Origin of the sequence: Marinomonas fungiae (genome assembly GCF_001418205.1) — a bacterium.
Classification (GTDB): domain Bacteria; phylum Pseudomonadota; class Gammaproteobacteria; order Pseudomonadales; family Marinomonadaceae; genus Marinomonas; species Marinomonas fungiae.
This window is the reverse complement of sequence record NZ_LIQF01000002.1, coordinates 12,392-29,848: the sequence shown is the minus strand read 5'-3', so window position 1 is coordinate 29,848 and position 17,457 is coordinate 12,392. Positions and strand designations below refer to the sequence as shown.

The 17,457-nt window shown below is 48.1% G+C and carries 15 protein-coding genes; 3 read left to right on the top strand and 12 right to left on the bottom strand.

From position 1 onward, the window contains the following. The first annotated feature begins 6 nt into the window (after positions 1 to 6). From ntrC to ASC49_RS02630, 3 genes are all read left to right on the top strand, one after another. A complete protein-coding gene (gene ntrC, locus ASC49_RS02640) occupies positions 7 to 1,434 on the top strand; it encodes a nitrogen regulation protein NR(I) (RefSeq protein ID WP_055461668.1) in 1,428 nt (475 codons plus the stop codon). A 146-nt stretch (positions 1,435 to 1,580) separates the two neighbouring features. Then, positions 1,581 to 1,961 carry a DUF3461 family protein gene (locus tag ASC49_RS02635; RefSeq protein WP_055461667.1) on the top strand — a complete coding sequence of 127 codons (381 nt, stop codon included), beginning with the start codon at positions 1,581 to 1,583 and terminating at the stop codon, positions 1,959 to 1,961. Between the two features lie 86 nt (positions 1,962 to 2,047). Next, positions 2,048 to 2,605 (top strand): L-threonylcarbamoyladenylate synthase, encoded by a 558-nt coding sequence (locus ASC49_RS02630; protein ID WP_055461666.1) that lies wholly within the window; start codon positions 2,048 to 2,050, stop codon positions 2,603 to 2,605. 551 nt (positions 2,606 to 3,156) lie between these two features. Here ASC49_RS02630 and ASC49_RS02625 read toward each other — a convergent pair. From ASC49_RS02625 to amaB, 12 genes are all read right to left on the bottom strand, one after another. Continuing rightward, the gene (locus ASC49_RS02625; RefSeq protein WP_055461665.1) at positions 3,157 to 3,870 is read right to left on the bottom strand and encodes an ABC transporter ATP-binding protein; all 714 of its coding nucleotides are present in this window, start codon (positions 3,868 to 3,870) and stop codon (positions 3,157 to 3,159) included. Then, entirely contained in the window at positions 3,867 to 4,748 is an 882-nt protein-coding gene (locus tag ASC49_RS02620; RefSeq protein ID WP_055461664.1) for an ABC transporter ATP-binding protein, read from the bottom strand. The genes ASC49_RS02625 and ASC49_RS02620 overlap by 4 nt, the downstream gene beginning before the upstream one ends. Next, positions 4,745 to 6,019: a high-affinity branched-chain amino acid ABC transporter permease LivM gene (livM, locus tag ASC49_RS02615; RefSeq protein WP_055461663.1), complete on the bottom strand. Its 1,275-nt coding sequence runs from the start codon at positions 6,017 to 6,019 to the stop codon at positions 4,745 to 4,747. The genes ASC49_RS02620 and livM overlap by 4 nt, the downstream gene beginning before the upstream one ends. Next, positions 6,019 to 6,930: an ABC transporter permease subunit gene (locus ASC49_RS02610; RefSeq protein WP_055461662.1), complete on the bottom strand. Its 912-nt coding sequence runs from the start codon at positions 6,928 to 6,930 to the stop codon at positions 6,019 to 6,021. The genes livM and ASC49_RS02610 overlap by 1 nt, the downstream gene beginning before the upstream one ends. A 76-nt stretch (positions 6,931 to 7,006) precedes the next feature. Continuing rightward, a complete protein-coding gene (locus ASC49_RS02605; RefSeq protein WP_055461661.1) occupies positions 7,007 to 8,122 on the bottom strand; it encodes a branched-chain amino acid ABC transporter substrate-binding protein in 1,116 nt (371 codons plus the stop codon). A 339-nt stretch (positions 8,123 to 8,461) separates the two neighbouring features. Beyond that, the gene (locus ASC49_RS02600) at positions 8,462 to 9,394 is read right to left on the bottom strand and encodes a divergent polysaccharide deacetylase family protein (RefSeq protein ID WP_082443682.1); all 933 of its coding nucleotides are present in this window, start codon (positions 9,392 to 9,394) and stop codon (positions 8,462 to 8,464) included. Next, positions 9,394 to 10,671, bottom strand: a complete 1,278-nt coding sequence (locus ASC49_RS02595; protein WP_055461660.1) for a S41 family peptidase — start codon at positions 10,669 to 10,671, stop codon at positions 9,394 to 9,396. The genes ASC49_RS02600 and ASC49_RS02595 overlap by 1 nt, the downstream gene beginning before the upstream one ends. A gap of 24 nt (positions 10,672 to 10,695) precedes the next feature. Next, the gene (locus ASC49_RS02590) at positions 10,696 to 11,829 is read right to left on the bottom strand and encodes a murein hydrolase activator EnvC family protein (protein WP_055461659.1); all 1,134 of its coding nucleotides are present in this window, start codon (positions 11,827 to 11,829) and stop codon (positions 10,696 to 10,698) included. Between the two features lie 15 nt (positions 11,830 to 11,844). Continuing rightward, positions 11,845 to 13,374, bottom strand: a complete 1,530-nt coding sequence (gene gpmI / locus ASC49_RS02585) for a 2,3-bisphosphoglycerate-independent phosphoglycerate mutase (protein WP_055461658.1) — start codon at positions 13,372 to 13,374, stop codon at positions 11,845 to 11,847. Positions 13,375 to 13,465: 91 nt separating this feature from the next. Continuing rightward, positions 13,466 to 14,452: a LysR substrate-binding domain-containing protein gene (locus ASC49_RS02580; RefSeq protein ID WP_245624618.1), complete on the bottom strand. Its 987-nt coding sequence runs from the start codon at positions 14,450 to 14,452 to the stop codon at positions 13,466 to 13,468. An 88-nt stretch (positions 14,453 to 14,540) separates the two neighbouring features. Further along, the gene (locus tag ASC49_RS02575; protein ID WP_055461657.1) at positions 14,541 to 15,812 is read right to left on the bottom strand and encodes an NAD(P)/FAD-dependent oxidoreductase; all 1,272 of its coding nucleotides are present in this window, start codon (positions 15,810 to 15,812) and stop codon (positions 14,541 to 14,543) included. Between the two features lie 47 nt (positions 15,813 to 15,859). Beyond that, on the bottom strand, positions 15,860 to 17,404 hold the full coding sequence (gene amaB, locus ASC49_RS02570) for an L-piperidine-6-carboxylate dehydrogenase (RefSeq protein WP_055461656.1): 1,545 nt from the start codon (positions 17,402 to 17,404) through the stop codon (positions 15,860 to 15,862). Positions 17,405 to 17,457: the final 53 nt, after the last annotated feature.

Genomic DNA, 17,457 nt, shown 5'->3' with positions numbered 1-17,457 from the left:
AAACACATGTCACAACAAGAAACAGTATGGATCGTCGATGATGATCGCTCAATTCGCTGGGTACTCGAAAAAACATTAGAGCAAGAAGGCATTCAATGTCGTTTGTTCGAGTCCGCAGAAGCGTTAGCCAACATGATCGGTAAGGAACAACCAACCGTTATTATTAGCGACATTCGCATGCCAGGGATGGACGGCTTAACCTTGTTAAGCCAGCTGCAAAAGGATCATCCATACATCCCTGTGATCATTATGACGGCTCACTCAGACCTTGAAAGCGCGGTTGCCTCTTATCAAGGCGGTGCTTTTGAGTACTTACCCAAACCATTCGATGTGGAAGAAGCCGTCAGCTTGATCAAGCGTGCCATCCTGCACCATAACAAGTCGAAGCCGGAAGCGATCATCGAAGAAGCAGAGCCTCTGGCGCAAAAAGAAATCATAGGTGAAGCACCGGCCATGCAGGAAGTGTTTCGCGCTATTGGCCGTTTGGCGAACTCCAATATCACTGTCTTGATCAATGGTGAATCCGGTACCGGTAAAGAGTTAGTCGCCCAAGCACTGCACCGCCACAGCCCTCGTGCTGCGAACCCATTTATCGCCTTGAACATGGCTGCGATTCCCCATGACTTAATCGAGTCAGAGCTGTTCGGTCATGAAAAAGGTGCCTTTACTGGCGCCAATACTCAGCGTCGCGGTCGTTTTGAGCAAGCCAATGGCGGCACCCTATTTCTTGATGAAATCGGGGATATGCCAGCTGAAACACAGACCCGTCTATTACGTGTACTCGCCGATGGCGAATTCTACCGTGTAGGGGGACATACTCCAGTCAAAGTGGATGTGCGCATTATCGCCGCAACCCACCAAGATCTTGAAGGCTTAGTGACCAAAGGCTCCTTCCGTGAAGACTTATTTCACCGACTAAATGTGATTCGTATCCATTTACCGAAACTGGCAGAACGCCGTGAAGACATTCCTAAGTTAGCGCGCCACTTTTTAAGTCGCGCCGCGGATGAGTTGCATGTTGAGCCCAAAGTGCTGACCAAAGAAACGGAAAACTATATGAGCCGTTTGGATTGGCCTGGTAACGTGCGCCAGCTAGAAAATACTTGTCGCTGGTTAATTGTGATGGCATCTGGGCGTGAAGTCTTAGTCGAAGACTTACCGCCAGAGTTACTCAACACACCGCCATCTGAACGCCCTCATGGATCTTGGGAAGACGCCTTAAAGAATTGGGTTGACAGTGCACTCGCCAGTGGTCAAAAAGGCATTCTTGAACAAGCTGTTCCTAAGTTTGAACGTATCATGATCGAAACCGCTTTGACCCATACTGCAGGCCGCCGCCGAGACGCCTCTTTGCTGCTAGGTTGGGGACGCAATACCCTGACACGTAAGATTAAAGAGTTAGGTATTGATAACTCTGACAGCGATGATGATTAAACATTAACCCTCTCTCAGACGACGCCATGATTACACATCAATCATGGCGTCGTTATCAGTCAATTTTTCTGCTGTTTCGCTTGCTTTTTAAGCAACAATTTCATTACATAAAGAGACCAAACACGTCATTCACATAAGGACTTTTTATGTACCCAACACTTGAGTCGATGGGCATCAACAGCTTCGAGAATATCGAAAAATACACCCTTCGTTACGAAGGTGGTTTTGATGTATTAAAAATTTACTACCGCCGTGAAAAAGGCTCTCTACTTCCTAAAAGTAAGAAATTCAAATTCGGTCGTGCGACGCGTACAGTCCTAGCCGATGGTGGCCAACAGCAGTACCGTGAAATCAGCGAACCATCTTTGGTTGTTTTACGTGCTGTAGATGAGCTAGGTCGCCTACTCGGCCAAGAGTTTGAAGACAAGCAAACCAAAGAAGATCTGTTGAAAGAACTGGATCATCTTGAGCGAGTGGTAGCCAATAAGATCAGCGAACTTAAGGAAAAAATCGAGAAACTTTCCTAATCAATTCCCTAGCGGCCATACATCGTATGGCCGTTTTACTATGAAAGTTTTACACTCCGTGCATTAAAAAATAACGGAGAACATTCATGCTGATTACTTCTGATGCGGCGCAAGTGGCTGAAATCTTGCGTGATGGCGGAGTCGTGGCTTATCCCACCGAAGCAGTTTGGGGATTAGGTTGTGACCCTTTCAATGAACAAGCGGTACAACGCATTCTAAGCCTAAAATCTCGCCCTGTTGAAAAGGGATTGATCCTAATAGCAGGGGCAGCCCAGCACTTGACTCCTTGGCAGGAAATTCTAGAGCCTGCGGAATACACTCGATTGATTTCCGTCACCGATCGTCCTACCTCTTGGGTCGTGCCAGATACTTTGATCACGCCTGATTGGGTTCGTGGACAACACCCAGGGGTCGCGATTCGCTTAAGCCAGCATGAGCCAGTACAAGATCTTTGCTGCGCCTATGATGGTGTGCTTGTCTCTACCTCAGCGAATCCAGCAGGTCTTGATCCAGCGCGCTCTAGAGAAGAAGTAATGGCATACTTTGGCGATGCGTTAGACGCTATTTTTGACGCGTCTCTAGGGGATGCGGCACAGCCATCCCAGGTACTGGACTTGTTATCAGGTAAGCAATTCCGCGCTTAACTTCAGATCTTTTGTTCGTTAGATCACAGCCAGCAAAACTAATTTTTAGCTCTACGCGCAAGCGCTAGAAGTCGCTGCAAAATTGTTTCGCTGGCTGTCTCGAAGCACCGAACAAGACAAAGCTGAAGACCCTTCAAAGCTAATTCTAGCCCTACGCGCAAGCGCTAGAAGTCGCTGCAAAATTGTTTTGCTGGCTGTCTCGAAGCACTGAACAAGACAAAGCTGAATACCCTTCAAAGCTAATTCTAGCCCTACGCGCAAGCGCTAGAAGTCACTGCAAAATTATTTTGCTGGCTGTCTCGAAGCACTGAACAAGACAAAGCTGAAGCCCCTTCAAAGCTAATTCTAGCCCTACGCGCAAGCGCTAGAAGTCGCTGCAAAATTATTTTGCTGGTTGTCTCGAAGCACCGAACAAGACAAAGCTGTAGCCCCTTCAAAGCTAATTCTTAGCCCTACGCGCAAGCGCTAAAAGTCACTGCAAAATTGTTTTGGTGGTTGTCTAAAATGCCCTCCCCTTGTTTCTTTAAGGGGAGGGTTAGGGTGGGGTTAAATCAGTGCCCGCCTAGATAGGCTTCGCGCACTTCTGGATTTACCAATAACTCATCGCCACTACCGGTCAAACGAATCTCGCCATTGACCAGCACATAGCCACGATCCGCCAATTTCAGTGCATGGTTAGCGTTCTGTTCGACTAAGAAAATGGTCATGCCAGTGCTCGCTACATCCGCTAAGATCTGAAAGATCTGCTTCACTATGATCGGCGCTAAGCCAAGACTTGGCTCATCCAACAACAGCAACTTTGGGCGGCTCATCAAGGCTCTTGCGATCGCCAACATCTGTTGCTCACCACCAGACATGGTCGAGGCACGTTGGTTACGGCGTTCTTTAAGACGAGGGAACAGTTCAAACATGTGTTGCATGTCTTCGTCACAGTGCGCCATACCAATTGGAATCGTGCCCATTAGTAGGTTTTCTTCTACCGACATACCAGGAAAGATTCGACGTCCTTCTGGTGACTGGGCTAATCCATTAGAGGCCACATAGTGAGCTGACTTTTTCGAGATATCTTCACCTTGGTAAATAATCTCGCCACTGGAAATACGAGGTTGACCGAATATCGACATCAGTAAAGTGGATTTACCCGCGCCATTGGAGCCGATCATGGTCACGATTTCCCCTTGATTCACTTCAAGGTTGACCTTCTTTAAAGCCTGAATAGGACCGTAATGAACATCCACATCTTTAAACTGCAATAGTGCGCTCATAGTGATACTTCCTCCCCTTCTTCGGCCCCTAAGTAGGCAGCAATCACCTTAGGGTTGGACTTAATATCATCTGGTCCACCCTTGGCAATCACTTCGCCGTGATCCAACACCACAATATAATCGGAGATGTTCATGACCATGCCCATATCATGTTCGATCAACAAAACAGTGGTGTTATGCTCGTCTCGCAGTACTCGAATCATAGAAGCTAACGCCTCTGTCTCCGATGGGTTCAAGCCCGCTGCAGGTTCATCTAAACAGATAATTTCAGGGTTAGTACACATGGATCGAGCAATCTCTAAACGTCGCTGCTGCCCATAAGACAATTCACCAGCCAAGCGGTTAGCAAACTCCGTCAAATGTACGACTTCCAACCAATAAAAGGCTTTTCGTAATGCCGCTTCTTCTGAGTTTTTGAACGATGCTGTATTTAAAATGCCGGAAATCATGCTACGTTGCACGCTCATATGCTGCGCAACCAGCAAGTTCTCGATCACCGACATTTCTTTAAATAGGCGGATATTTTGGAAGGTACGAGCAAGGCCCGCCCGGTTAACCAAATGAGAGCCACCGAACATTTTGTACTTCACTCGCTCGGCAAAAGCCGCAGGATTAATGAAGTCCGAGCCTTTAAATTTCTCACCCAAGACTTTCACAACACTGGTTTGCTTATTGCCAGCGTTCAGTAGGATGCTGCCGCCCGTCGCTTTATAAAAACCGGTTAAACAATTGAAAACCGTAGTTTTTCCGGCACCATTTGGGCCGATCAAAGCGGATACTGAGCCACGTTTAATGTTAAAGGTCACATCATTTAAGGCTTTAATACCACCAAAATGCATCACCAAGTTTTCAACTTCTAAGATATTTTCTTGGCTCATTTGACTGCCCCCTTACGTGTCGCGAACCCTTTACGAGTTACACGTACTAAACCACGTGGTTTCCAGATCATCATCACAACCATCAGGATACCGAACATCAACACACGGTAATCTGCGAACTCACGCAGCATTTCCGGCATTACCGTTAAGACGAAGGCGGCAATCACCACCCCAAGCGTCGACCCCATACCACCTAGTACTACGATGGCCAAAATCAAAGCCGACTCAAAGAACGTAAACGAAGATGGGTTAACAAAGCCTTGGTAAGTCGCGAAGAATACCCCAGCAATACCACCTGTTGATGCCCCCAACATAAAGGCTGACAGTTTTACCAATACATGGTTAAGACCAAGGGAACGACATGCGATTTCATCTTCACGCAAGGCTTCCCAAGCACGGCCAATTGGCATACGCGTTAAACGATGCTTGACGTACAGTACCGCTAGTACCACGACAAATAGGATCAAATACACAAACATGTATTTGTAAGCCGAGTCGAAGGGCAAGCCAAAGAACTCATGAAATGGCGTGCCTTCTCGGGAACGACGTTGGAACTCTAATCCAAAGAGTGTAGGCAAAGGCGCTGACACACCATTTGGACCATGGGTAAACTCGGTCCAGTTGGTTAATACCAAACGAATGATCTCACCAAAACCTAAGGTCACGATTGCTAAGTAGTCACCGTGCATCCGTAACACTGGGAATCCCAAGATAGCTCCCGCAATCGCGGCCATGACGGCAGCAATGGGTAGCATCGACCAAAAGCCTAGACCAAGGTACTCATAACCCAGCGCTAAGCCGTACGCACCGATGGCATAGAAACCCACAAAACCTAAATCCAACAATCCTGCCAGCCCCACTACGATGTTCAGGCCCAGCCCTAACAAGACATAGATTAAGCCAAGGATAACCACGGTCAGAATGTATTTAGTGGCAACGAATGGCACCAGTAAACCAATGACAATGACGATAGGTAAGATGTAGTACATCTTACTCTTGTAGTCTGGTGCGGTTACGGTCACACCATCTTCTTTCATCGCATGACGGTATAGAAATTTTCGTCCAACGTCAGATTGCACAAAAATCGATATAACAAAACGTCCGAACATGACGACTGCGACAATCGTGGCCAAATCCCCAGGGCGAGCACTGAAGTCATAGCCATCCAACAAAACACCGACAATCGGTCCGAATACGATTAACGCCAGCAAGCCTGCTATCACAGCATCCTTTATGCTGGCACCGAAATTTACTCCAGTTTGCTGATTCATTAGACTTTCTCCACTTCAGGTTTACCCAGAAGACCACTGGGACGGAAAATCAAAATCACCACCAAAAGTGAGAACGAGAACACATCTTTGTAGTCCGAAGAAATCAAGCCAGCAAACAGCGCTTCAGAAAGCCCTAATATCAAACCACCGAGCATGGCACCCGGCAATGAGCCAATGCCGCCTAATACCGCAGCAGTGAAAGCCTTGATACCAATAATAAAACCGACATAGAAGTCAAACGCACCGTAATCCAGCGTTACCAATACACCTGCCAAAGCCGCCATCGCCGCACCGATAACAAACACCGATGAAATGATGCGATCCGTATTGATACCTAAGATCGAGGCCATTTTTCGGTCTTGCTGCGTAGCACGACACATACGACCCAGTTTGGTTTTTTGAATAATGTAAGTCAGTATGCCCATACCTAAGAAGGCAGCAAACAGAATGAATAATTTCATGTAGGTAATCTGTACAAAGCCATCACCGACTTCAAAACGAATCGCGCCACTTAGCAGCGTAGGAATACCTTGCTGACGTGCGCCTTGGGAGATTTGTACATAGTTTTGTAAGATCAGCGACATACCGATCGCAGAAATGAGTATGGATAAGCGACTGGAATTGCGCAGAGGTCGATACGCAACCCGCTCAATCACCCACCCGTAGGCTCCTGTAACAATGATTGTGAAAATAAGTGTTCCGAAAATAATGATTGGAAACGACTCAAAACCGAAAAAAGTAAGAAGAGCAATCGCAATGGCGGTTAAGTAGCTGGAGACCATGTAAACATCGCCGTGGGCAAAGTTAATCATGCCGATGATGCCGTAAACCATGGTATATCCGATTGCGATAAGCCCGTAAACGGAGCCAAGCGTGAGGCCGTTCACTAACTGCTGTAGAACGATATCCATCGAAGTAACCTCTAGAAATTGTAACAAGGAAAGCAAGAGGCGCAGTCATTGCGCCTCTTTAGACAACGACATAGAGTTAGTTGTACAACATGGAGTACTTACCGTTTTTATCCCACTCGTACATTACGTAGTCAGATACGGTTAAGTCCCCTTTGTCATCGAATTTCTTGGAACCCATTACAGTGTCGATAGAGTTTTCATGTAACCAATCCGCCGCTTTGACCGGATCCATATCCGTTGCACCCAAGGCAGCAGCGACTACTTGCATCGCCGTGTAGGAGTACATAACGTAACCTTCAGGCTCAACGCCCGATGCACGGAATTCCTCCACTACCGCTTTACCTGCAGCATAGGTGGTTGGATCCGCACCAAATGTCATCAAGACACCGTCTACATACTTAGGCGAACCCGCAACCGAAACAAACTCATCCGATACGATACCGTCACCAGAGATAAACTTCGCAGTTAGACCTTGCTCACGCATTTGGCGAACCAGTGGACCTGCTTCTGAATGCAGACCACCGAAGTACACGACATCAGCATCCACTGAACGGATTTTAGTAACCAGCGCGTTGAAGTCCTTCTCACCACGGGTTAGACCTTCATATAAGACTTCTTTTACGCCATATGCGTTCATCGCCGCTTTGGTAGCATCCGCTAGCCCTTTGCCATAAGTGTCTTTATCGTGCAGCACGGCAACGCGTTTCGCCTTAAGCTCATCAACAATGTAGCTCGCTGCCACATCACCTTGTTGGTCATCACGACCACAGACACGGAAAACATTTGGTAAACCACGATCAGTAAGCGTCGGGTTCGTCGAACCAGGCGTCACCATCAGTACGCCAGCTTCTTCATAGATGGTTGAAGCAGGAATAGAGGAAGAGGAACAGAAGTGACCGACCACGGCCACTGCTTCATCAGAGTCAACCAAACGGTTGGCTACCGCTACCGCTTGCTTAGGTTCACAGGCATCGTCGGCTTTAATCAGCTTAATCATTTCACCGTTAATACCGCCTTTAGCGTTGATATCCATCGCCGCTTTTTCAGCGCCTCGCCAAAGTTGATCACCGAATGCGGCATAAGCGCCCGTATGAGGACCAGCAACACCGATAACAACATCTGCTTGAGCCGCAAACGCTGCACCAGCGACAGCCAAAGAGACAAGCGTTTTTCTTACAACTGTGTTCGACATGTTTAACTCCTACTCATTTTTGGTTTTATCGTTATTCTAAAAAAGCAAGAAGCGTTCCAGAAAATTGCAAGCCACCTAAACGGTCAAAAAAAGCAATAATCACGGAAAGATTTTTTGAAATGTGCACCATTGGTGAACATAAAACATACCGTCTGGTCAAATACCGGTCAATAGCAGTGCAGGATTTTATCGAACATATTTCCCAAGAAAGCACAAAAAGGCAGAATATTCTCCTAACCTTTAGTTCTCACATGAAATTTTAGACTGACATCAGTCTAAAAAAGCAGTCAAAAAACACATTGAATATATTTTTACCATGCTTGATTAGACTGATATTTCTTAATTGAGTAAGTGATCAATGGTCACTAATTGTGCAGAAAGAGGGAGCTGTAAGCGCTGTTGCAAATAAGCCATAGTTTCAGGGTAAGGATGTCCTATAGCAACCGCTGTACCGTGTTGGTGAGCGTGTTTCAACAAGCGTTCAAATTGATTACCAATCGCCGCTTCGGTGCGCACATTATCAAGGAAAATATCGCGGGTCACCGTCGGAATCCCCCGCGCATTGGCTTCCACATGAGCAACACTTTGCGCACTAGTGAGACTGTCAATAAAGAACAATGAGCGCTCTGCCATCACGTCCATCACCCAGCGCATCTGCTGAGTGTGAGTCGTCAGTAATGATCCCATATGATTATTGACGCCTTGCACATGAGGCACATTATCAAGATCGGCTCTTAAAGTACGCTTAAACTCTTCTTCATCCATACGCACGTAAAGACCGCCCGGACCTAATTTTAATTCGCGCTCATTTTCCATAGGAGCATGCAAAATGGTGATACGCTCCTGTAAGTGCGCACGCTTTGCGGTCTTCTCAGCATAGGGGGTTTCTGGCAAGATCGCCAAGACAACAGGCAAAGGCAAAGCCAGCGTTTCTTCCATGCCACGGCGGTTGTAGCCAACATCGTCGATAATAATTGCTATTTTCGGTGGTGCAGGCAGCGTATCCATTTCTGATATAGGTGCTGGGGGCTGCGTAATGATTAACGTTGACGAGGCAGGTTTCTCTACAGGCTTTTTAAACAACGGCGGCCAAGTGGGCGCCTCATCTAATGAGGGCGCCATGTAGGGAAAGTGACCTTGTGTTTGCTGCGCCTGTCCATCCAAGATAGGAAACGGTAGCGGGTCTGTATTCTGCGGTTCGGCCTGTAGAGCGCCATTGAGGCTGGTCAGCAGAAGACTGACCTTGGCCCACATTGATAGGGATCGTTGCATTACTTAACCAAAAACTGCTGTGCACTCTGAAGGATGGAAAGCGCTTGGAATAGTTGAAAGTCGCTGATAGCAAGGTCATTGAGTTTGCTATCGACATCGGAGCTGGTACGTTCGACACCACCCGTACCATTGCCTAGATGGCCCTTTAGCTCCGCTTCTTTAATAAAGAAACGTCCTTTCTCGACCTCGACTTTTGCTTGCGGAATTACCATGTCTGGCATGATGCCCTGCGCTTGGATTGAGCGGCCATTTGGCGTGTAGTAAAGCGCTGTGGTTAATTTTACCGCTGCACCACTGCTTAGAGGCACGACCGTTTGCACAGAGCCCTTACCAAAGGTTTCTGTGCCCAATACTAAACCACGTTTATGATCTTGAATCGCACCTGCCAGCACTTCAGAGGCCGACGCTGAACCTTCATTTACCAACACCACTAGCGGCGCTTTTGGCAACAGGGTCGCCGCTTTCGTCGCTTTAAATTGTGTTTTTGAATATTCATGACGACCATCGGTGTAAACGATCAAGCCATCATCCACCATAGTGTCCACAATCCCAACTGCACTCTGTAACACGCCACCAGGGTTATTTCGCAGGTCTAAAATCAGCCCCTTGATCACTGTTTTCTTTTGCAACGCTTCTAGCTTTTCGCGGAATTCTTTCGCTGAATTACCCAAGAATTGGCTAATACGAATGTAAGCAATGTCATTGCTCAACCACTCACTGGTGACACTGCTGTCTTCGATTTCAGCACGCTTGATAGAGTACTGTTTGATCTCGCCGTCACGATCAATATCGAGTAGCACCGAGCTCCCCACTTTGCCTCGCATCAACTTGACCACTTCCTGCAAACCCACACCTGAAACCAATTGATTATCGATGCGGATGATCACATCCCCAGCTTTGATGCCGGCGTTAGCCGCTGGCGAATCGTCCACTGGCGACACGACCGTTAGCTTGTTATCGACCATTTCTACTTCAACACCGATGCCGGCATAGTTGCCGGAAGTCTGCTCATCGAAATCCGCGACTTCGTCTTTGGTAAGATACTCAGAATGCGGGTCAAGTGACGACACCATACCTTTTAATGCTTTATTAAGAATCTCTTCGTCATTGAGCTGTTCCACATAGCCAGCACTGATGGTTTCAAAGGTTTCCACAAATGTCTGAATCTGCGCCAGAGGAATGGGCGCGCTCTCGGTGTTCGGCTCAGGGGCGGCCCAAGCTGGATTTAACAGCAGAGCACTAACCCCTAGTATTAGGTGACGCTTGATAGCAACCATATTCCATTCCTTCTTAAAAAGCTTTTAACCTTTGCCAAGCCAGCTAATCGGCGCCAAAGGCTCGCCATTGTGTCGTATCGCAAAAAATAACCCAGTTTCTGGGCGCCCACCGGAGCTGCCTGCAGTGGCAATGATTTCATTGGCGTTAGCCCATTCGCCAACGTCTTTTAACAAACTCTGGTTATAGCCATAAAGTGACATGTAGCCATTACCATGATCAAGAATCAGCAGGAAGCCAAAGCCACGCATCCAGTCCGAAAACACCACTCGACCATGATGCACCGCTCGCACTGCTTCGCCATTTTGGGCCGACAACGTGACACCACCCAAGTTGATCTGAGAATTATCCGGCAAGGGCTTGATCACTTTAAGAGGTGGAATCAACTTTCCTTTTTGCTTCGCAAAAGGGGTATCTTGGTCAGGAATTCGTATATCCGCCAATGCCGCTTCTAATTGTTTCAGTAACGCCTGCATTTGCGCTTGGTTTTTCTTAATCTGCTGAGCTCTTTGATCGCCCGAATTCAAATCCGTTTCAAGTTTCGCCAACAGTTTTTGACGCTGCGCTTGTTCGTCTTTGACACGCGCCTGCTGTTTTTCAAGATCGCTTTGCTCTTGCGCCATTTGCGCTCTTTGACTACGAATACTTTTTTCAATCAGGTTCAGGTCATCCGCTTGCGCAGCAAAACCATTGATCAACGACTGGCGTGCAGTGGAGAAATAGCGATTGTAATGGATCAGACGCATGGCTTCGTCTGTTGGGAGATCATCCAATAGAAACTTTAAGCCTTCATCACTACCAGAACGATAAACCGCCCGTAGTTGGGCGGCTATCTGTTGGTATTGCTGCTGAATGCTTTGCTGCAAGCTGCGCTGCTGTGTTTGCAGGTTCTGCAATTGTGCCACGCCCTTCTCTAAGCTTTTCTGCAATTCCAGAATACGCTTGGACAAATCCTGTATCGCTTGTTCTTTGCTTTCTAGCTGCTGCTCCACGCTGGAGCGTTCACTTTTTAGATCTTTGAGCCAGCTGTTTAACTTACTCAAATCCTGTTGCAAAGCTTGGATCTGTTTACGAGCTTCTTCTGGGGTTTGCGGCTCTGCTGCCCAGCTCACACTAGACAGCAGCACCATGAGCATCAACAAACAGGCTTTTAAACCCATAAGGATTCCCTTCGTTTATGAACGAACAAGCAGGCTGTGGCCAGTCATTTCAGCTGGTACATCCATACCCATCATTTCTAGGATCGTTGGTGCAATATCACACAAAGCACCTTCTTTCAAAGACCAGCTCGCGTCAGGGGTTACCATTACAAGAGGCACAGGCTCAATGGTGTGCGATGTCAGTGGCTGTGTGCCATCATCGCTCAACATCTGCTCAACGTTACCATGATCGGCCGTAATTAGACACTGACCACCGTTCTTTTCAAGCGCGACAAGAATGCGGCCCAGGCACTCATCGACCGCTTCTACCGCTTTCACTGCCGCGTCAAAGATACCACTGTGGCCCACCATATCACCGTTAGCGAAGTTACAGATGATGGTGTCGTATTTGCCGGCTTCGATCACTTCTACCAGCTTATCTGTCACCTCTGGCGCGCTCATTTCGGGCTTCAGATCGTAAGTCGCCACATCAGGCGAAGGAATCAGTTCACGTTCTTCACCGTCAAACACCGCTTCTTCGCCACCATTAAAGAAAAAGGTTACGTGGGCGTATTTTTCCGTTTCGGCGATACGCAGTTGTTTCTTACCGGTTTTAGACAGCACTTCACCAAGCGTATTGCTCAGTGCTTCTGGCGGAAAAGCAACCGCTGCGTCGATGTCGGATGCGAACTCGGTAAAAGTGACAAAACCAGCTAGTGCTGGTGTAGCTTTACGGGTAAAGCCAGAGAAATCGGCATCCGTAAAAGCACGGGTTAACTGACGCGCACGGTCAGGACGGAAGTTAGCAAAGATCACCGCATCACCGTCTTCTACTTTGGCAGACTCTCCAATCACCGTTGCTTTGACAAATTCATCGTTTTCATCACGATCGTAGGCTTCATCGATGGCATCAAATGCACAGCTCGCGTGATAAGCCCCTTCGCCCAATACGATGGCGTTGTAAGCCTGCTCAACACGGTCCCAACGATTGTCGCGGTCCATAGCAAAATAACGGCCTACTAACGTGGCAATTCGACCGACGCCAAGCTCTTTGAGTTTGTTTTCAAGCTGTGCGATGGGAGTATGAGCTGAGCGTGGTGGTGTATCACGACCATCAGTAAAGCCGTGTACATAGATGGCCTTCGCGCCACGTTTGGCCGCCAATTCACACATCGCCATGATTTGTTCGTGATGAGAATGCACACCACCAGAAGACAGAAGACCTAGAATATGAACCGCTTTACCAGCGGCCACGGCTTTATCCACTGCAGCCACCAGCGCTTCATTCTCAAAGAAGCTGCCGTCTTCAATGGCTTTGCCGATACGGGTAAAGTTTTGATACACCACGCGGCCAGCACCAAGGTTCATGTGACCGACCTCAGAGTTACCCATTTGCCCTTCTGGCAAACCAACCGCCATACCTGATGTTTTAATCAAGGTATGTGGGCGCTCACTCCAAAGCTTATCCCAGTTTGGCGTATTTGCCGCTGCGATGGCGTTTGATGTTGAGGTTTCGCTGTATCCCCAACCGTCCAAAATAAACAATGCCGTGGTTTTTTTGTTCATACGTGCTCATCCCGATAGGTAACTTAGACAGTTAGGCAAATACTAACATAGCCTTCAGTTCCGTCACAGATGACACACGTTGGCAACAAGATTAATTCTCTTTCGTTACAGTCGCCTGCTGCAACAACCAATCACGGAAAGTCACCACCTGCTCCAAATCTGCTTTATCAGCTGGATACGAGAGTAAATACTCGTGGGGAGTCTCGATGGCCGCTCCAAACGGTGCAACTAATTCGCCATTGGCAAGGCTTTGCGCGGCAATAATGGTGGGCATAATCGCCACACCCATACCATGTTTCGCGGCTTCCAGTAGCATATGAAAATGCGCAAACGCAGGGCCCGCGAGTGAGCCACTCTCCAAATCGTGGGCCGCTAGCCAATCTGGCCAAGCATGAATACGGGAGGATAGATGCAGCAACGGATACGACAGCACATCTTCCACCTTAAGCGAGCTGTGTTCTTCGATGATCGTAGGTGAACAAACAGCCACCACACTCTCCCCCAGTAAGTGATGACTCACTGCTCGCGGCCAATGATCGCCGCCATAATGCAAGATAATGTCCACTGCCTCTGGGTCAAACTTCACCGCATCGTCTAACGAGCGCACCTTGACCTGAAATTGTGGGTGGGATTTAGAAAACTGAGCCAACTTTGGCATCAACCAATAGGAAGCAAAGGTCGGTAAAGCAGAAATGGTCAGCGTGGTCTTCTCGTCTTCGCGATACAACATGCGCAGACTGGCGTTTTCCATGCTATCGAGTAGTGGAACCACTTCCTTGTAATAAGCAGCGCCTGTGCTTGTCAGTACTAAACGTTTGTTTAAGCGAATAAACAAATCTCTAGACAGGAATTCTTCAAGGTTACGAATTTGTCGACTGACCGCACTTTGAGTTAGGTGCAGTTCCTGCGCAGCTCGGGTAAAACTAAGATGTCGAACAGAGGCCTCAAAGCATTTGAGAGCCGTAGAAGATGGAATGTATCTCCGCATCGATAGACCGTTTTTCTTATATTTGGGTGGATAACTGTACATAAAATTGAAGCACTCGGCCATTGTGACGCGAAAGGAACCTGCTGTCATTTCAGGTTCCTCGCTTTTTATGTCGGAAATCTCCGAACTTTCTATCTCGATACGCTACATCATTCTCAACAAACCACCCCCTTAGGCTCTAGCCTAAGACATGAGTGCGTTGTCCGTAATGATAGGTGTGAGCACTCACTTCATAGAACACCCGTTTCATTTCACGCATAGAAATTTCGCCTAAGGTGTCCATTGGGAAAGTGGTTTGGCTACGCTGACCAGCCAGTAACTCCGCCAATTCTTTACCCATTAAAGTCCCCGTGCAGATCCCCCGCCCACTGTAACCGGATACACTGAATAGACCTTGATCCAGAACCTGACAATGGGGCAAGTGGTCATCACTGTAAGCAATTTTCCCACTCCAAAAATACTCAAATTCGACCTTGCTTAAGAATGGATACAAGTCTTTTAAGCGCTGCTTAGCCCAATCCGTATGCATTGTCCCGGTATTCCCCATGCCGCCGAAAATCAAACGACCTTGGTTATCTAAACGGAACGAACTCATCACCATGCAGGTATCCCAGAGCCCTTCTTTGCCGGGTAAAATACGCTCAAGCTCGGATGCACTGAGGGGCTTAGTGGCCATCTGGCTATAGCTGATCGGAACGAACTTACGCTCTTGCGGTTTTAAGAAAAAATCTGCGTAGGCATTGGCTGCCAGCACCACTTGATCGGCCATCACCTTGGCATTGGCCACACAAATCTGCCAGCGTGAGCCTAGCTTCTCAATACCCACCACAGGAGACTGATCAAATAACTGAGCCCCCTCTTTTAACGCCGCATGGGCCAAGCCACGGGCATAGCCCATGGGTTGAATCGTGCCCGCACGGGGATCAAATAGCGCCGAGTTAAAGCTTTTCGAACCAATGCGCTGTTGCGCTTCGCTGGCCGTTAACAACTTTACTGGCGAGCCACGCTCGGCCATCTGTTGATAGCGACGCTGTAACTGGGCTAAACCTTGTTTGCCAACGCCAGCATGCAAAGTGCCTTTGCGCACAGGTTCACACTCGATTTGATATTGCTCAATCAAGCCATAGACATAGTCAGGACCCTTTCCCAACATGTCATACAGCGCCCCACCTGCTTCGCGACCAAGCGCCGCATCCAATTGATTGGGTTCCAACCACACCCCGGCATTAGCAAGGCCTACGTTACGCCCTGAGCCACCAAAGCCGATTTCCTTGGCTTCAACTACCACCACTTTTTTACCAACCTTGGCTAAGTGCAACGCCGTTGACAGTCCCGTAAAACCACCGCCAATGATGACCACATCCACCTCAAGATCTTCAGTGAGTGGGCTTAATTCAGGTCCCTTTGGTGCGCTGGCGCGCCAAAGGGAATCACACATCAACTCAGACATAACCTAGGCCTCCGAATCCATCAATATGAGGGCGCTAAACAAAGGGATTATTCGAATACAATGCCTTGAGCCAACGGCAGATCACCACCGTAGTTCACCGTATTAGTGGTGCGGCGCATGTAGTTACGCCATGCATCGGAGCCAGATTCACGACCACCGCCCGTTTCTTTCTCGCCACCGAACGCGCCGCCGATCTCAGCACCAGACGTACCGATATTAACGTTGGCAATACCACAATCAGAACCCGCAGGAGACATAAACAGCTCCGCTTCACGCATACTTTCTGTGAACACGGCAGAAGACAAGCCTTGTGGTACTTCGTTTTGGATTTCCAATGCCTCTTCAAAATCGCTGTACGTTAATACGTATAGAATTGGCGCAAAGGTTTCCTCATGTACAATCGGCGCATCATGGGCAATACGCACAATCGCTGGTCGTACATAGAAACCGCCCGCAGGAACATTTTCTGCTACACGCTCACCACCAAATACTACTTCACCGCCTTGAGCTTTGGCGGCTTCCAAAGCACTTTGCATGCGGGCAAAGCTACCTTCGTCGATAAGAGGGCCAACTAGATTACCTTCTTCCATTGGGTTACCAATGCGAAGTGAAGAGTAAGCTTTCGCTACACGCTCAACTAGACCATCAACGATTGTTTCATGAGTAATCAGACGACGTAGTGTTGTACAACGTTGACCTGCTGTACCCGCTGCTGAGAATACGATCGCACGCAGCGCAAGATCCAGATCAGCCGTATCAGATACGATCATGGCGTTGTTACCACCAAGCTCAAGCAAAGAGCGACCAAGACGTTTCGCAACGGTTTCCGCTACCGCTTTACCCATCGCCGTTGAACCTGTGGCAGAAACAAGAGGGAAAACAGGGCTAGAAGAAATCGCTTCGCCCAAATCACGGCCACCGATCATGACACTCACAGACGCTTTTGGGATGTCCGGCATATCTGCGATGACATTTTGCGCAATTTGATACATAGCCAAAGCACATAGAGGCGCTTTTTCAGATGGCTTCAATAGGATTGGGTCACCACAGACTAGACCAAGCATTGCGTTCCAAGCCCAAACCGCCATTGGGAAGTTGAACGCAGTAATTACAGCAACAGGACCAAGTGGGTGCCATTGCTCCATCATACGGTGCCCAGGACGCTCTGAAACGATAGATAGACCATGTAGCATACGAGACTGACCAACGGCGAAGTCACACACGTCGATCCACTCTTGTACTTCACCCAAGGCTTCTGGAAGGATTTTGCCGGCTTCTAGAGAAATTACTTGAGCCAATTCATGCTTGTACTTACGCGCTTCTTCACCGATACGGCGTACTAGCTCACCACGACGTGGCGCAGGGATAACACGTAATGCTTTAAACGCTTCTTGAAGCTCAGCGTTAACAGCATCTAGTTGCGCTGGCGTTGCATTGTTAAATTGAGACAGCTTCGCACCATCGATTGGGCTGTGTGCTGAAAATGCTTCACCTTGACCAAGCGCTACAGTGTTACCTGTTAATACGCTGTAAAACGTATCGCCCTGTTTTAGTTGATTAACGCCTAAAGTTTCTAAGCAAGCATGCGTCATGGTATCCCCTTTCATTCAGTGATCATTAACTGTTGATTTACAGATTAGTATGA

What these genes read in the sequence shown, in the direction of transcription:
- ASC49_RS02620 (WP_055461664.1), bottom strand. Translation starts at nt 4,748, where the DNA reads ATGAGCCAAGAAAATATCTTAGAAGTTGAAAACTTGGTGATGCATTTT.
- ASC49_RS02605 (WP_055461661.1), bottom strand. Translation starts at nt 8,122, where the DNA reads ATGTCGAACACAGTTGTAAGAAAAACGCTTGTCTCTTTGGCTGTCGCT.
- ASC49_RS02600 (WP_082443682.1), bottom strand. Translation starts at nt 9,394, where the DNA reads ATGCAACGATCCCTATCAATGTGGGCCAAGGTCAGTCTTCTGCTGACC.
- ntrC (WP_055461668.1), top strand. Translation starts at nt 7, where the DNA reads ATGTCACAACAAGAAACAGTATGGATCGTCGATGATGATCGCTCAATT.
- ASC49_RS02590 (WP_055461659.1), bottom strand. Translation starts at nt 11,829, where the DNA reads ATGGGTTTAAAAGCCTGTTTGTTGATGCTCATGGTGCTGCTGTCTAGT.
- livM (WP_055461663.1), bottom strand. Translation starts at nt 6,019, where the DNA reads ATGAATCAGCAAACTGGAGTAAATTTCGGTGCCAGCATAAAGGATGCT.
- ASC49_RS02635 (WP_055461667.1), top strand. Translation starts at nt 1,581, where the DNA reads ATGTACCCAACACTTGAGTCGATGGGCATCAACAGCTTCGAGAATATC.
- amaB (WP_055461656.1), bottom strand. Translation starts at nt 17,404, where the DNA reads ATGACGCATGCTTGCTTAGAAACTTTAGGCGTTAATCAACTAAAACAG.
- gpmI (WP_055461658.1), bottom strand. Translation starts at nt 13,374, where the DNA reads ATGAACAAAAAAACCACGGCATTGTTTATTTTGGACGGTTGGGGATAC.
- ASC49_RS02575 (WP_055461657.1), bottom strand. Translation starts at nt 15,812, where the DNA reads ATGTCTGAGTTGATGTGTGATTCCCTTTGGCGCGCCAGCGCACCAAAG.
- ASC49_RS02625 (WP_055461665.1), bottom strand. Translation starts at nt 3,870, where the DNA reads ATGAGCGCACTATTGCAGTTTAAAGATGTGGATGTTCATTACGGTCCT.
- ASC49_RS02630 (WP_055461666.1), top strand. Translation starts at nt 2,048, where the DNA reads ATGCTGATTACTTCTGATGCGGCGCAAGTGGCTGAAATCTTGCGTGAT.
- ASC49_RS02580 (WP_245624618.1), bottom strand. Translation starts at nt 14,452, where the DNA reads ATGACAGCAGGTTCCTTTCGCGTCACAATGGCCGAGTGCTTCAATTTT.
- ASC49_RS02610 (WP_055461662.1), bottom strand. Translation starts at nt 6,930, where the DNA reads ATGGATATCGTTCTACAGCAGTTAGTGAACGGCCTCACGCTTGGCTCC.
- ASC49_RS02595 (WP_055461660.1), bottom strand. Translation starts at nt 10,671, where the DNA reads ATGGTTGCTATCAAGCGTCACCTAATACTAGGGGTTAGTGCTCTGCTG.